Annotated in this window: 12 protein-coding genes; 9 read left to right on the top strand and 3 right to left on the bottom strand. The window is 74.0% G+C overall.

The window, feature by feature from the left end:
• The first annotated feature begins 157 nt into the window (after positions 1-157).
• Positions 158-1393: an acyl-CoA dehydrogenase family protein gene (locus tag AVW11_RS02110; RefSeq protein WP_079250470.1), complete on the top strand. Its 1236-nt coding sequence runs from the start codon at positions 158-160 to the stop codon at positions 1391-1393.
• 174 nt (positions 1394-1567) lie between these two features.
• On the opposite strand, the gene AVW11_RS02105 is transcribed toward AVW11_RS02110, so the two are convergent.
• Positions 1568-2656, bottom strand: a complete 1089-nt coding sequence (locus AVW11_RS02105) for a sugar ABC transporter permease (RefSeq protein ID WP_079250469.1) — start codon at positions 2654-2656, stop codon at positions 1568-1570.
• Positions 2653-3858 carry an MFS transporter gene (locus tag AVW11_RS02100; RefSeq protein WP_076043032.1) on the bottom strand — a complete coding sequence of 402 codons (1206 nt, stop codon included), beginning with the start codon at positions 3856-3858 and terminating at the stop codon, positions 2653-2655. Before AVW11_RS02100 ends, AVW11_RS02105 begins: the two co-directional genes overlap by 4 nt.
• A gap of 195 nt (positions 3859-4053) precedes the next feature.
• Between AVW11_RS02100 and AVW11_RS02095 the strand changes: the two genes are divergently transcribed.
• The 4 genes from AVW11_RS02095 (at position 4054) to AVW11_RS02080 (ending at position 8569) form a co-directional block, all read left to right on the top strand.
• On the top strand, positions 4054-4767 hold the full coding sequence (locus tag AVW11_RS02095) for a hypothetical protein (protein ID WP_240528113.1): 714 nt from the start codon (positions 4054-4056) through the stop codon (positions 4765-4767).
• 237 nt (positions 4768-5004) lie between these two features.
• On the top strand, positions 5005-5703 hold the full coding sequence (locus AVW11_RS02090) for a sigma-70 family RNA polymerase sigma factor (protein WP_076043030.1): 699 nt from the start codon (positions 5005-5007) through the stop codon (positions 5701-5703).
• An 802-nt stretch (positions 5704-6505) separates the two neighbouring features.
• On the top strand, positions 6506-7183 hold the full coding sequence (locus AVW11_RS02085) for a DUF4142 domain-containing protein (protein WP_225885000.1): 678 nt from the start codon (positions 6506-6508) through the stop codon (positions 7181-7183).
• Between the two features lie 9 nt (positions 7184-7192).
• Entirely contained in the window at positions 7193-8569 is a 1377-nt protein-coding gene (locus AVW11_RS02080) for a DUF1996 domain-containing protein (protein ID WP_030839953.1), read from the top strand.
• A gap of 275 nt (positions 8570-8844) precedes the next feature.
• Here AVW11_RS02080 and AVW11_RS02075 read toward each other — a convergent pair whose 3' ends face one another.
• Complete coding sequence (locus tag AVW11_RS02075) at positions 8845-9975, bottom strand: PucR family transcriptional regulator (RefSeq protein WP_324616159.1); 1131 nt, start codon at positions 9973-9975, stop codon at positions 8845-8847.
• Positions 9976-10738: 763 nt separating this feature from the next.
• On the opposite strand from AVW11_RS02075, the gene AVW11_RS02070 reads away from it, so the two are divergent.
• The 4 genes from AVW11_RS02070 (at position 10739) to AVW11_RS02055 (ending at position 14956) form a co-directional block, all read left to right on the top strand.
• Complete coding sequence (locus tag AVW11_RS02070; RefSeq protein ID WP_063834900.1) at positions 10739-11623, top strand: hypothetical protein; 885 nt, start codon at positions 10739-10741, stop codon at positions 11621-11623.
• Between the two features lie 29 nt (positions 11624-11652).
• A complete protein-coding gene (locus AVW11_RS02065; RefSeq protein WP_225884999.1) occupies positions 11653-13071 on the top strand; it encodes an NADH-quinone oxidoreductase subunit NuoF family protein in 1419 nt (472 codons plus the stop codon).
• Positions 13072-13208: 137 nt separating this feature from the next.
• On the top strand, positions 13209-14219 hold the full coding sequence (locus AVW11_RS02060) for an SCO0930 family lipoprotein (protein ID WP_030839946.1): 1011 nt from the start codon (positions 13209-13211) through the stop codon (positions 14217-14219).
• Positions 14220-14362: 143 nt separating this feature from the next.
• Positions 14363-14956: a hypothetical protein gene (locus AVW11_RS02055; RefSeq protein WP_076043029.1), complete on the top strand. Its 594-nt coding sequence runs from the start codon at positions 14363-14365 to the stop codon at positions 14954-14956.
• Positions 14957-15030: the final 74 nt, after the last annotated feature.

Raw genomic sequence — 15030 nt, 5'->3', positions numbered from 1 at the left:
GGGATTCGGGAACCCGGGAGCCCGCGCACCCGACCAGTTCCACGAACAGACAGTCGGTCGGCCGTTCGTGCGAGTTCCCGCGAGTTCGCGGCGGCTCCCGAAACCTTCCGGAAGTCCGCACGAGTCCCGGAAGTTCCCGGGCAGGAGGAGGCATACGGTGGAAGATCCCCGCGAGGACGGCGCCGGAGCTGCACGACGGGAGCCGGACACGGCCGCGCTGGGGCGGCGCGTCGACCGGTTCGTCCGGGCCCGGGTGTTCCCCCGGGAGTCCGTGCTGGACCGGGGCGGCCCCGAGGCCGCCGAGGCTCTGGGCGCGCTGCGCGCCGAGGCCCGGGCCGAGGGGTTGTGGGCCCTGCCGCTCCCCGCCGGACTGGGCGGCGGCGGACTGTCCTTCGGCGCCTACGCCGAGTTCGCCGAGGCGGAGGGGGCCAGTGACCACGGCCCCGCCGCGCTGGGATCCGCCCCGCTGCTCGACGTGACGATGCTGGCGCGGTACGGGCGGCCCGAGGTCCGTGACGCGTACCTGGAGCGGCTGGTCGCCGGGGAGATCCGCAGCTGCTACGCCATGACGGAGCCGGGGGTGCCCGGCACCGACCCGTTCCGGACGGCCACGCGCGCCGAACGGCACCCGGGCGGGGGCTGGCTGGTCACCGGCCGCAAGTGGTTCACCTCGGGCGCGGCCGGCGCCGACCTGGTGACCGTCATGGCCCGCACCTCCGGGGCCGCCGGAGACCGCGAGGGGCTGTCGCTGCTCCTCGTGCCCACCGCCTCCGCGGGCTTCCGCGTGGTACGCGAACTCCCCGTGCTGGGCGCCCCCGGCCAGTACGAGATCGCCCTCGACGGGGTGCGGGTGCCGGCCGACCACGTCGTCGGCGAGCCCGGCGGGGCCCTGGCGATCGCGGGCGAGCGGCTCCTGCTGGGGCGTACGCTGCGCTGCCTGCGCTGGCTCGGCCAGGCGCAGCGGGCCTTCGACCTGATGTGCGAGCGGGCCGCCACGCACGGCGGTTCCGGCGGCCCGCTCGCCGACCGGCAGCTGGTGCAGGCCCTCGTCTTCGACGCCCTGCTCGTGCTGCGCACCACCCGCCCCCTTGTCCGGGAGGCGGTGGCGCTCGTCGCCGCCGGACGGGACGCGCGGACGGAGGTGGGGTTGGCCAAGGTCGCCGCGGCGCGCATGCTCCAGCAGGTCGCCGACTCCGCGATCCAGATCCACGGCGCCGCCGGTCTCGGCCCGGACACTCCGCTCCCGGCCCTCTTCCGTACCGGCCGGGCCGCCCGCATCCTCGACGGCCCGGACGAACTCCACATCACCTCGGTGGCCCGGCGCGTGCTCCGCGCCTACGGCCGGACCGGCCGGACCGGCCCGCCGGTCATGGGGGCCGGTGCGATCAGCTGAACCGGCGCGGCGCGCCGCGGCGCCGCCGACCAGGTCGGTGCCCTTGTGCGGGACCGCGGCCGGGACGGGATCGGGACCGGGACCGGGCGGCCGGTCCCGGTCCCGGTCGCGCCCCGGTCGCGCACGACCGCACCGGGTGCGGCGGCCGGTACGGCGACGGTTCTCGGACCGCGCTCAGACGCGGGTGATGTCGGTGACGCCGTGCAGGGCGGACAGGGCGAGGGCCAGGAAGAAGTCGCCCCAGACGAGCTCGTGGCGGACCGCCAGTACCTTCGCCGCGTCGTAGCAGCCGTCCAGCAGCATTCCCGGTGGGCGGGCGCCGTCGTCGCCGGTGAGGTGGGAACGGGTGAGGCGGTCGAGGATCTCCTCGGCCCGGAGCGCGTACTGCTCCGCGCGGGGGCCCTGCGTCCGGGCCAGTTTCAGCAGGGCGACCGCTGTGATCGCGGCGGCGGAGGTGTCGGCCGGGCCGCCGGGGTGGGCGGTGTCGGCGGGCGGGACCGGCGGTCCGGTCAGCACCTCACCGCGCGTGAGCAGCAGGGTGGCCGCTTCGGCGAGGCGGGCGGGCCCGTCGGCCCCGGCCGCCGGTCGGAGCATGGCGTCGGCGACCGCGAGGAGCAGCCAGGCCTGTCCCCGGCTCCAGCCGGGCGGCGGATCCGCGCAGGGCTGCCACCGGCCGGTGGCCGGCTCGAAGCCCAGGGCGGGCCGGAACCACGGCGTCCCGGTGCCGGGCCGGCCCAGGCAGAGGTCCAGGTGCCGGTGGAGGTGGGCGGCCGCCGCGGCCGCCCCGTCCGGTCCGGCGCCCGCGAGGAGCGGCACGGTGCCCGGTACGGCGTCCACGCGGGCGAGGAGCCGGGGCCCGCCCAGGGCGTCGCCCCAGGGCAGGATGCCCAGTTCCGGGTCGCAGGCCGACAGGCAGGCGCGGGCCGCCCGGGCGCGGAGCGCGGCGGCTTCGGCGTCGTCGCCGGCCGCGGCGGTCCCGTACCAGAAGATGAGGCCGCGGGTGGCGGTGTCGGCCCCGGCCCACGCCTCGAGGCGGGCCGTGCACGCGGCGGCGGCCCGCCGGTCGGACTCGGCTCCGGTGTACCGCGCCCGCAGCCAGAGCAGCCCGGCCCAGAATCCCCCGGCCCACGAACCGCGGCCGGTCGTGGTCCACCGCCCGTCGGCCGGGTCGGCGTACAGCGGGAAGCGCGGGCCGACCTCGGCGGCGGTCACCGCCACCCGTCCCATGACCGCTGCCAGGGCCCGGCCGGTCGCGGCGCTCACGCCGCGCCCGCGCGCCGGTCCCGTACCGCCCAGAGGAACGCGACGGCCGCGGCCGCCGCGAACTCCGCCGCCACCAGCAGCCAGCCCGGCCCGTACCGCCCGCTCTGCGCGAGCAGGCCGAACAGCGGCGGGCCGAGCGCGAATCCGGCGAAGAACCCGGCCGCGACCAGAGCGGAATCCTGTCCGGCCCGGCCGGGGGCGGCCCGCTGGAGGACCAGCACCATCGAGACGGCGTTGGCGGAGACGGCGAACAACCCGGCGGCGACCGCGCCGAGCCACACCAGGGGGCCCGCCGCGAGAGCGGCGGCCAGCAGGGCGGCCGCGCCGAGCGCGCCGCACGCCAGCCCGCCCGGGAGCCATTCGGCGCGTCCGGGACGGGCCGCCCGGGCCCAGGCCACCCGGCCTGCGATCCCGGCCACTCCCAGTACGGCGACCAGGGCGGCCGCCGTCGTGGGCCCCATGCCCAGTCGCTGCGCGCCGAAGAGGGCGAGGTAGGTGTTCACGGAGGCGATTCCCGCCCCGAGGAACAGCGAGTACACCGCCAGCCAGGCCACCATCGCGCGCGGGGCCGGCTGCGTACGGGGCCCGGCCGGCGGGGGCGGCGGGTCCGCGGGCAGGACCCGCAGCGCCCACAGCCCGGTGAGCAGGGCCGCCGCGGCGCCCGTCCAGACCGCGCCCCGCCAGCCGATCCCGCTCGCGAGGGCCGCCAGCGGCGCTCCGGCCGCGAAGGCTCCCACCTGTACGCCGGACTGCTTGAGGCCGGTGACGGCGCCCCGCCGGGCGGGCGGTACGGCGCGCAGCACGGCCTTGTTGGTGGCCGGGTTGGCGAGGGCCTGCGGTACGCCGCCCAGTGCGACGGCGCCCAGCAGCAGGCCGGCGCCGGGGGCGGCTCCGATCAGGGCGAGTGCCGCGGCGGACAGCAGCAGCAGGAGGACGAGCGAGCGCCGGGGGCCGATCCGGTCCACGATCCGCCCGCCCGCCGGGGACAGGGCGGCGGCGGCTGCGAAACCGATCGTGGTGGTCAGGCCCAACAGGGCGGGTGAGAGGTGCAGTTCCGTCACGAGCCGCGGACCGAGCGCCCCGAGCAGGAACAGTTGCAGCATCGAGAACGCCATGGCGCAGGTGAGGAGAGCCGTCAGCTGCCGTCCCGCTCCGCCGTCCTTCTCCGTCGGCGATGCCGTCGCCGTTCCCTCCGACGCCACGAAATCTCCCTTCCCGGGACGTTGAACTGCTCGACCGACCGGGTAGGCAGTCGGGTGGAGTGGCGGATCGGTTCCCGCCCTTCCGCTGTGCCCTGCACCACACGAGGGAGGCGGTCCGACCGTGACATGGTGGGGCCGCGGAAACTTGTCCGGAAGTGCGCACCCTGATGTGCGGCTCGGGAGGCCGGTGCGAGGATGAGCCCCGCCATGGAGCCGGTCCGCTGTTTACGCGCCCTGCGGGCTGCGATGTTCGCAGCCCTCTGTGTGCTGCTCGCGGCCGTGGGGCACCTGCTCATGTCGGGTGCCGCGGTGCCCTGGTGGGCGTTGTCCGTCGGGTTCGCGGCGGCCGCGGGAACGGCCTGGTCCCTCGCGGACCGTGAGCGCGGGATCCTCGCCGTCACGGGGGCCGCCGTCGCCGTGCAGGCGGTGCTCCACTGCGGGTTCTCCCTGGCCCAGTCCCTGGCCCGGCCTCCTGCCGAGCCGGCCCTGTCGGCCCCGCCGACCGGAACCGCCGGGGGGGAAGCGGCCGTTCACGCGCATCACGCCGTCCACCCGGCGGCGGATGCCGCCTCCGCGGCGGCGGCCATGCACGGCGCGGGAGGCGGGCACGAGGCCTCGGCCCTGCCGATGGCGTCCATGTCACCGGCCGGGATGCTGATCGCCCACCTGCTGGCCGCCGTGCTGTGCGGTCTGTGGCTCGCCCACGGCGAACGCGCCCTCTTCCGCGTGGTGCGCGCCGTGGCCGCCCGGCTGCGGGCTCCGCTGCGCCTGCTCCTTCGACCGGTCACGGCCGCGCACCGGCCGCGACCGCGGGTGCGCCGGCCGCGCAGGACGCGCGCACCGCGGCAGTTGTTCCTCGTCCACGCCATCACCTCCAGGGGTCCGCCGACGGCGACCGCTGTCCTCTGACAGCCGGTCACCCGAGCCGCAGCGGCATCCGTGTCCGACCGCTCTCGCGCGCGCACCTCGCACGCACGGGACGCACGGGACGCACATGCCGCCCGTCACGCACTCCGTGCACCGCGGATGTCCCGTGGACGCCGCGCCTCGGGCCCTCGGCCCTGCCCTCCGGCGGGCCGTGCCCCTCACCGGTCCCCGCCTCCGGCGCGGCACCGGACTCCCCCTTGCACATAAGGACCTTCGGCGATGACTCCTGCCCTGACGACCACCCAGTCCTGTACCGCCGGCGGCCGTGCCGCCCGGCACACCGAGGCCTCCGACGCGGCGGTGACCCGGCTGGCCCTCGCCGCCCGTGACGGCGACCGCGCGAAGACGGACCGCTTCGTCCGCGCCCTCCACCGCGATGTCTGGCGCTACGTCGCCTACCTGAGCGCCGACACCCAGGCCGCCGAGGACCTCACCCAGGACGTGTTCCTGCGGGCGCTGGCGAGCCTGCACCGGTTCGAGGGCCGCTCCTCCGCGCGTACCTGGCTGCTGTCCATAGCCCGGCGCACCGTCGTGGACAGCCTGCGCCACGCCGCCGCCCGGCCGAGACTGTCGGAGCGCTGCGACTGGCAGACGGCCGCCGAACAGGCCCAGCCGTACGGCGTGCCGGGCTTCGAGGACGGCGTCGCGCTGGCGGAACTGCTGGCCGCGATCCCCTCGGAGCGCCGGGAGGCCTTCGTCCTCACGCAGTTGCTGGGGCTCCCCTACGCCGAGGCGGCCGAGGCCATCGGCTGCCCGATCGGCACGGTCCGCTCCCGCGTGGCCCGGGCCCGCACCTCCCTCGTGGCGCTCCTGACGGACACCCACGCCCCGGCGCCGGAGCCGCAGGCCCCGGCCGCACCGGGCGATCGGGCCCCGAGGGGGCCGCGGAAGGCGGTGCTCGCGGCGTCGCCCGCCTGATCCCGGATCCGGGTCCCACGCCGCTGCCTGGTTTCCGTACCGAGCTGTCGGGCTGAACCACGACGAGGCGCTCGCGCCGCCGGTCGCCGGATCGCGGCGCGGAGCGCAGGCGTTCGGCCTCGGCCCGGCGCTCGCTTCGGCCCTGCGCAAGGTCGTCGACGCGCTGCCCGAGCGCCGGCGGGCGACTGCGGCCGGTGCGGCGCGGCCCCTGCTGATCGACCCGTGGACCGGCGCCCCCGCGCGCCCCGTGGTCACCGAGGAGCTGTCGGACTCCGGGGTGTGCGAGGTCCGCAGGGCGGTGTTCCGCCGGGCGCGGGCTGCGCATCCGCTAGGCGGCGGGTCGGGGCCCGAGCGGCTCACGGTGGACCCGATCGGCCTGGTCACCGTGCGCGGCCACGGCTGCCGACCGGCCGTCAGGGCCGGAGCGGACCGCGCCTGCCGGCCGTCCGGAATTCTGGCGGCCGAGCCGTCTCGCCGAGCCGGTACAGCGACCGTACGGGCCGGTGCGGACCTGGCGTGGCAGGAGCGCGGCAGGCGGTTGCGGGCCGGCGGCGGCCTGGTCACCTTCCGGATTCCGCGGCGGAGCCCCCTGGAGGGTGGGGCAACGCGGCAAGATATCAGCCTTTCCAGGAATCGCCGGAGTGTTTATCCGATGGTGATGTCCTCCGGCGGGGGCGTCACACCGGGCACTACCGTCCCGTGACACCCCCGGGAATGCGGGTGTTGCACCGCACGACGCTTGCGGGACCTCCCTGCCCCGCCACCTCCCGGCCCCACGGAGCAAGGAGGCACATTGCTGTCATTGCGGCGGAGAAACACGCGAGGCTGGTCGACGGCCACCCGGTACTCGATCGCGAGCGGCGTCGTCATCACCGCGCTCGCCCTCACCCTGATCGCCCTGCTGGTCCCCGTGGACAAGTTCGACGGCGGCCGGGCCACGGCCGCCACCGTGGCGGCCCCGGCGCCGGCCGACGACGACGGCCTGGGAACGGTGAGCACGGCATTCGGGCCGCTGACCGCCGCGGACCGCGACTTCGTCCGCAAGGTCCGCCTCGCCGGGCTGTGGGAGCTGCCCGCCGGACGGCAGGCCCAGCAGCGCGGGACGCGGCCGGCGATCCGCACGGCCGGCGACCACCTCGTCGACGGCCACACCGAACTGGACCGGCAGGCCATCCAGGTCGGCCAGGCCCTCGGCATCGACCTGCCCAACCAGCCGTCCGCGCAGCAGCAGGACTGGCTGGGCCAGCTGAACCGCGCCAAGGGAGAGGAGTACGAGCGGCTGTTCGCCCAGCTGTTGCGCCGAGCGCACGGCAAGGTCTTCTCCCTGCTGGCCGGGATCCGGGCCCAGACCCGCAACTCCATGGTGCGAGCCCTCGCCACGTCCGCCAACGCCACGGTCCTGGACCACATCACGGTCCTCGAAGCCACCGGGCTGGTCGACTTCGACGGGCTCTCCGACAATGTCCCACCGACGAAGTGAAGTGATCGCATGAGTCCAAAGGGCCACAAGCGCGCCCGATTGTCGACGAAGATCGTGGGAGCGGTCTCCGCACTCGTGCTGGGCGGCGGCGGCGTCGCCGTCATCGCCGGCAACGCCTCCGCGGGCCAGGACGACAATCGCAAGGCGCAGTTGACGACCACCATCGACTGCCCCGACGTGGGTGAGAAGCTCACGGCCGTGCCCGAGCAGGCCAAGGCCGAGGTCGACGCGAACCTGGCCAAGCTGGACGACCAGGTGGCGGACGCCTACCGGCGGCTCGCCTCCGGCCAGGCGCAGGGTGACGCGCTCCTCGGCGAGCTCAAGCAGAAGCGTGAACAGACCATCAAGGGTGTGTCCGACGCGATCGACCGGGCGGGCGACCCGCCGAAGGAGATCGCCTCGATGAGCGCCTGCCAGATGAAGAAGGCCTCGGCCGAGGAGGACGGCGGGGGCGGAGCGGCTGCGCTGGCCTCGGACGCGAAGTCCTCCGCGGCCGGCAAGAAGGGCGCTCCGTCGAAGAACGACTTCGTCAACATCACCAAGGTACGCCCCAACGTCCGCGCGCCCAGGGCGCAGAACGGCGCCTCCACGGGCTCCTTCAGCGTGAACTGCGGCCGCAACGAGAACGGCCACTTCAACCCCGACAACGTCATCGTCGCGCCCGGTGTGTCCAACGGCGCGCACCACATGCACGACTACGTGGGCAACGTCTCCACGGACGCCTTCTCCACCAACGACAGCCTCGCCAGGGCCGGCACCACCTGCGGCAACGGTGACCAGTCCACCTACTACTGGCCCGTGCTGCGGCTGCGGGACGGCAAGGCGGAGCGGGACGCGCAGGCGCCGGGCGGCGGGCAGGACGGCAACGTCGGCACGATCCTGAAGCCCAAGCAGGTCACGATCACCTTCAAGGGCAGCCCCCAGGGCAAGGTCAAGGCCATGCCCCGCTTCCTGCGGATCATCACGGGTGACGCCAAGGCGCTCACGAACGGCACGGCCAACGCCAACGCCTCCTGGAGCTGCACCGGCTTCGAGGACCGCCAGCTGAAGGACAAGTACCCGATCTGCCCCAAGGGCAGTGACGTCGTGCGCACCTTCTCGTTCCAGAGCTGCTGGGACGGCCGCAACACCGACAGCGCCAACCACCGCACGCACGTGGCGTTCGCGGACCGCAACGGCCGCTGCCAGAAGGGCTTCACCGCCATCCCGCAACTGGTCCAGCGCATCGTGTACGGGGTGCAGCCCGGCTCCCGCATCGCCGTGGACAGCTTCCCCGAGCAGCTGCACAAGCCGGTGACCGACCATGGCGACTTCATCAACGTGATGTCGAACGGCCTGATGAACAGGGCCGTGAGCTGCATCAACGACGGGCGCAACTGCCGCTGACGCTCGCGGCCGGTTCTCCCCCTTCCGCTCCCGGAGCGGGCGCTCCCCCCTTCCTCACCCCGCGCCCGCTCCGGGAACAGGTGTTGGCCCGAATCCCCTTCGGGCCAACACCGCTTTTGCGTTCCCGCCCCGAGAAGCGCGCCCGTGGCCGCNNGGGCCGGGCCGGGGTGGTTCGGGTGGTGTCAGGGGTGTGTTCAGAGGGGGTTCAGTGGCTCAGAGGGGGTCAGCGGTTCACAGGGGTCAGGGGTTCACAGGGGTGGGGGGGGTTCAGGGGGTCAGAGGCCGTTGACGCGGGCCATGCGGCCGACGACGAGGGGGGTGAAGTCGGCCTGGATGACGCGGGCCGTCCTACGGGTCACGCGTGAGTGCTGGCGCCGCACCTGGGCCATCAGCCGGCGGCTGCGTAGCGCCATCTCCAGCTCGAACCGGGTCCGCGGGTCACGCAGGCCGGTTCCGAAGAGCTTCTCCAGTTGGCGCATGCGGTACCGCACGGTCTGCGGGTGCACACTGAGGGCCTTGGCGGCCTCGGGCGCCCCGCCGCCCTCGAGCCAGGCGAGCAGGGTCACCTCCAGCCGCTCGCTCTGCCGCGGGGTCAGGTCCGCGAGGGGCCGCAGCCAGCGGGCGGCCAGTGCGTGGGCCAGGGGTTCGTCCTGGAGCAGGAGCAGGGTCGAGAGGTGGTCGTCGACGAAGACCGGCCTTGCCTCGATGCCCGGCCGGCTGGGGGTCAGACCGGCCAGGCGCAGTGCCCAGCGCAGGGAGGAAGCCGTGTCCCGGATCGGGACGGCGTGTCCCACGGCCGCGAACCGGCCCCGGAGCAGGTGCTCCAGCGGTCCGCGGACGTCCGGGTCGGCGCTGGGCACCAGCAGGCACGGCCGGCCCGCGAACATTCCGACAAGGGCGTCGTCCATGGCGCCCGCCAGCTGCTGCGCCTCGCCGGGCGTGGCCGGCACAATGGCCCGTACGGCCAGCGGGAGGGGCCATCCGGCCGCCTCGGCGAGCTCGCTGAGGGAGCTGTCGGCCGCGACGCGGTCGTCCGTGAGGGTCTTGAACAGCTCCTGGCGGGCCCGTTCGCCCGGCCGGATGCCTTCACCGTCGTCCTCCTCGGTTTCCTCCCGGGTGGTCACCCGTATGCGTTTGAGTGCCGGTTGGCGGACGTCTTCGCGGGATCCCGGTCGGACCTCCTCGCGGACGTCCTCGCGCCGGCCCTCGTGCGTGATCTCGCACTCGTCCGTGTAGGTCGCCTCCCTGCTGCGGGCCTTGCCGCGGCCCACGGTGCGGAGCTCGGTCTCGGCCTCGGTTCCAGCCTCGGTTTCAGCCTGGTTCTCTGCCTGGTCCTGGCAGCCGTCCGGTGCTTGTTCCCGGATTCGCTCCTGGTAGCCGAGGGTGGTGAGGAGTGCCTCTTCCACCCGCTGCCGGAGCAACTCTGCATCAATGGCATCGTTGTCATCGATAAGTTCGGAAAGTTCCGGAATTCCATGCAGAAGCTCCTCCACTATCTCGGCAGCCAGCGCGGGGAGTTCCCTGCGCAAGACGCGCGTCCACTCGCCTCGGGGGCGGGACCAGATGCGGTTCAGAAGTTCGCACATCGTTTTCCTCGTTCGTGCCGGGGTGAGGCTTGCCCGGGGAAGAGCGGCAAGCCCGCCGAGGTTGCCCCCCGCGCCAACATCGTTGTCTGACACGGGAGTTGCGGCCCTCGTACTCCCTCCTGGAGAGGTCCGACCACCCACCGTCCCGGGACTTTGCTTTGTTTTTACTGTCCGGGACGCGTAGGCGGCGGGCGGCGCGGTGGCCTGTCGCAACCTCCGCTGGAGGGGAATCTTCCGGTGTTGTTCGATGCGCCGTAGACGCGCTGCGAGAAATTATCACGTTTCGATAAATCCTGTGGAGCTGATGTGACGCTCCACGATGCTGCTGCACTCCGGCCCCAAGTTCCCTCGGCCGGCGCGGAGTTTCACAGCGCGGCCGGGTAGAGACGACAACGACCCCCGGGTTCCGAGCGCCAGGTGGAGTGCTCGGAACCCAGGCGCACAGGAGACCTGGATGCCCTTGCCCCAGCCGCACATGCCTCGCCCGCACAGGGCCCGCCGTAAAAGCCGACACGCGGCATCGGCTCAGGCAGCAGGACGGAGGGCCGCCCGGCGGCCCTCCCTTCTGCCGACGCCCGGACGCATGAGTCCGGGCGCCATCTGCGCCGTCGGCGCGGCCATCGTCTCCCTCACCGTGGCCGCCCGCGCGGGCGCCTTCACCCAGCTCTGGGACTTCCTCGACTTCGGAGCGGGCGTGCTCTCGCTCGTCTCGCTCACCTCCACCGTCCTGTGGGGACTGATCTCCACCGACCGGCTGGTGCTGAAATCGGGTCACCGGCTGCTCGCCCAGGGCGTGCACCGCGGCCTGGCGGTGTCCGGGCTCGGCTTCCTGGCCCTGCACATCTGGGTCAAGATCGCGGAGCAGCGGACGACCGCGTCCGCGGCGGTGGTTCCGTTCACGGACCTCAACCAGCCCGTGCTGATCGGGCTCGGCAGCCTCGCCGGGTACCTCTTCGTCGCGGTCGCGGTCTCCGGCGCGGTGCGCAGCGTGTTCGCCGCCAAGGGCCGCTCCCTGTGGTGGCGGGCGCTGCACTTCGCCGCCTACCCGGCCTGGGGCGCCTCCCTGGTGCACGGGCTGAAGGCGGGGCGGGCCGCCGACCTCTACGTCACGGTGGCGTACGCGTTGTGCCTGCTCGGTGTCGCCGGCATGCTCGCGTTCCGGCTCAAGTCCAGGATGAGCGAGTCGCCGTCCAGGGCCTTCAGCACGGCGAGCACCCAGCAGCTGCCCGTCGTGGCCGCCGTCCCCCGGCAGCGGCGCGAGCCCCGCGCCCGGGCGGCCGGCTCGCGGGCGGCCGCCACGCGGGAGAAGTACACCGGGCCGGCCGCCCCGCCCACGGACGACCGGCCCGCGCTGACCGCCGTGTACGCGACCGACCCGGCCGGCTCCTACATGGACGCCGGCCTGGGCATGGGCGCGCCCGTGGGCATGGACGGGGACCAGTTCGCCACGCGCGAGTGGCGGCTGTGAGCGGCTTCACGCGCCCCAGCCTCGGCTGCGTGGGCGCTCCCCGACTGCTGGCCGGCCTCGACCAGGCCCCCCGGCTCGACCGTGTCGCCCATCTGACGACACACGGCCAACTGCCGCGCTACCGACCGGACGAGCTGGTCGACCTCGCCGAGAACATCGACCTGCGGGGGCGCGGTGGGGCCGGATTCCCCTTCGCCCGGAAGCTGCGGGCCGTCATGCGTGCGGCCGAGGGCCGCGACACCGGAACCGCCGTGGTCGTCAACGCCAGTGAGGGCGAGCCCAGTTGCCTCAAGGACAAGGCGCTGCTGCTGCACGTCCCGCACCTGGTGCTCGACGGAGCCCTGCTGGCCGCCGCCGCGGTCGGCGCCGAGGACGTCGTCATCGGCGTCACCCGGCCCGACGTGGAGCAGTCGCTGCGCGCGGCCGTGGCGGAGCGCGGCCCCGCGGGCCGCCAGGTGCGGGTGCAGGCCCTGCCCGAACGGTTCGTGACCGGAGAGAGCACCTCCATGGTCAACGGCCTGAACGGGGGGCCCACGCTGCCTTCGGGGCAGAAGATACGGACCAGCGAGCGGGGGCTGGCCGGCATGCCCACCCTGTTCTCGAACACCGAGACCTACGCCCAGCTCGCCGTGGCGGCACGCCTCGGCGCGCTGGACTACCGCGCGGTCGGCCTGCCGTCCGAGCCGGGCACCGTGATGTTGACCATCGCCGGGACCACGGTCGTCGAGGCGCCCCTGGGGACCTCGCTGGCGTACGTACTGGAGCTGTGCGGCCTGGATCCGGGCCAGGGCGTACTGGTGGGCGGCTACCACGGCAAGTGGCTGGATCCGGGGTCCGCGCGCATCGCCGACCTGTCCCGGGGGTCCCTCGCGGCCTTCGACGCGGTGCTGGGGGCGGGGGCGGTGCTGCCGCTGCCGGAGGACACCTGCCCGGCCGGCGAGGTGGCGAAGGTGACCCGGTGGATGGCGGACGAGACGGCCGGACAGTGCGGCCCCTGCTTCCGCGGACTGCCCGCGCTGGCCGATGTGGTGGAGGACGCCGTCAGGGGCGGGGGCAGAACCGCCCTGGAGACCATCGAGGCGCGGATGAAGGTGGTACGGCGCCGCGGCGCCTGCAGCCATCCGGACGGCACCGCGGCCTTCGTCGCCTCGGCGCTCGCCGCGTTCCCGGACGAGTTCCGCGACCACGCCCTCGGCAGCGGCTGCGGCCGACGGGTGGTGGGGGCGCTGCCCCTGCCCAAGGACGAGACCCCCGAGGAACGCCTGCTGGTGGACTGGACCCTGTGCCGGGGCCACGGGCTGTGCGTGGACATCCTCCCGGACGTCGTACGGCTCGACGCGGACGGATACCCGTCCCAGGCGTCCATGGTCGTGCCCGCGCAGCTCCGGCAGAAGGCGCAGCGCGCGGTGCGCCGCTGCCCGGCGCTCGCGCTGCGCATCCAGGACTGAACCAGCTCCCCCGGGTTCAATGTTGGCGCGATCTGACAAATTCTCAGGGAGATTGACATTCTCCGGCAGAGGCCCCGTAGAAATTACCCAGGGCACGAGAACGCGAATCCTGACCTGAAGGAGAGATCGTGAAGAAAATGCGTCGTGGAGTATTCGCCGGGTCGGCCGTCGCGGTATTGATGCTGACCGCCGCATGTGGCAGCGGCGACAATTCCGCGGGAAAGCAGGATTCGGTCCAGCCGGTGGGCGACAGCAAACAGGCGGGGTCCGGTTACGACGGTTACGGCGGCGGCTCCGGCGCCGTCCCGGCCGCCGACACCATCAAGAGCGGCCCCGCCGGCGAGCTCAAGGTGAAGCCCACCACGGAGCTGGGGGCGACGGTCACCGACAGTGCGGGCTTCACGCTCTACCGGTTCGACAAGGACACGCCCAAGCCCCCGAAGTCGAACTGCGAGGGGGACTGCGCGGCGGTCTGGCCGGCGGTCTCCGCGGACGACGCCTCGGCCGGCGAGGGCATCGACAAGACCCTGCTGGGCTCGGTCGAACGGGCCGACGGCACCAAGCAGCTGACCCTGGCCGGCTGGCCGGTGTACCGCTACGCGAAGGACACCAAGCCGGGCGACACCCTCGGCGAGGGCGTCGGCGGCACCTGGCACGTCCTGGCGCCCGACGGCAAGCCCGCCAAGGCCGGCGGCGGTGCGGGCGCCGGGTCCGGCGCCGACCCGAGCGCGGGCGGCGGTGCCGGGGCCGACGCGGGTGAGGCCGGCGGGCAGGAGAAGGCGCAGGCGGACCCGATCGGCGTCAACCGGGACACGAAGCTCGGCGCCATCCTCACGGACGCGCAGGGCCGCACGCTGTACCGGTTCGACAAGGACAGCGCCTGGCCCATGAAGACCAACTGCCTCGACGCCTGCCTGAACACGTGGAAGCCCGCCAAGGCCGTCGACAAGGAATTGGTGAAGGGAATTCCCGCCGAATTGGTGGGCACGTTCAAGCGGCCCGACGGAACCGAACAGCTGACGATCGACTGCTGGCCGCTGTACACGTTCACCGGTGACAAGGAACCGGGTGACATCAACGGCCAGGGCAACAAGGGCGTCTGGTTCGCCGTCTCCGACAAGGGCAAGAAGGTGACCACCACCGGCTGAGGCCGCGAAGCCCACCCCCAAGGGCTTTTACGCGCCGCCGCTCAGAACCGAACAGCACAACACCCCCGAAAACGCGTGGTGCCCGGGCCCCTCCCCTCCCGGGCACCACGACCCCTTTTCCCCGATCAGCCCGTGAGGTCCGCATGCCGACCACCGACCGCCCCGCCCCCCGGATCCGCCCTTCCCTCGCGGCCGTCGCCGCGGCGTGCGTCACCGTACTGCTGGGCGGAGGGTGCGCGGGACAGACGGCCACGCCCACCTCCGCGAAGGCGGAGGCGGAGGCCGCAGCGCCCGGCACCTCGCTGGAGGAGATCGCGTCGGCCATCGGCTGCACCGCCGAAGTGAGCGTGGAGGCCGATGAGCTGCGCCAGGGCGGCTGCGAGACGGGACAGGGCGCCTACCGCATGGCCACCTTCGCCGCCCAGAAGGGACTGCGCGCCTGGCTGGACGAGGCCCGGGCGTACGGCGGGGTCTACCTCGTGGGCGACCGTTGGGTCGTCACCACCCGGTCGGCGGACGCCCTGAACGCGCTGCGCGAACGGCTCGGCGGGGCCGTCGAGACCGGCACCGCGCACGAGGGGCCCTCGTCCGGGCACACGGGCCCTTCCGGGCACACCGGCCCCTCCGCGCCCGCCGCCCCTTCGGGGAGCACGCCCGCCTCGGGGGACGCGGCGCCCTCAGCGCCCGCCGGCTCCTCCGAGCACTCCGGCCACTCGACTCCCCCTGAAGGAAGCTGAGTTGGGCGGGCGTCACGGGGCGGCGGCGTGTCGGACAGTGTCCTGATATCGGCTCATTCGTGAGGAGCACACGA

Origin of the sequence: Streptomyces amritsarensis (assembly GCF_001953875.1) — a bacterium.
Lineage (GTDB): Bacteria > Actinomycetota > Actinomycetes > Streptomycetales > Streptomycetaceae > Streptomyces > Streptomyces amritsarensis.
This window is presented reverse-complemented; position numbering and strand designations above follow the sequence as displayed.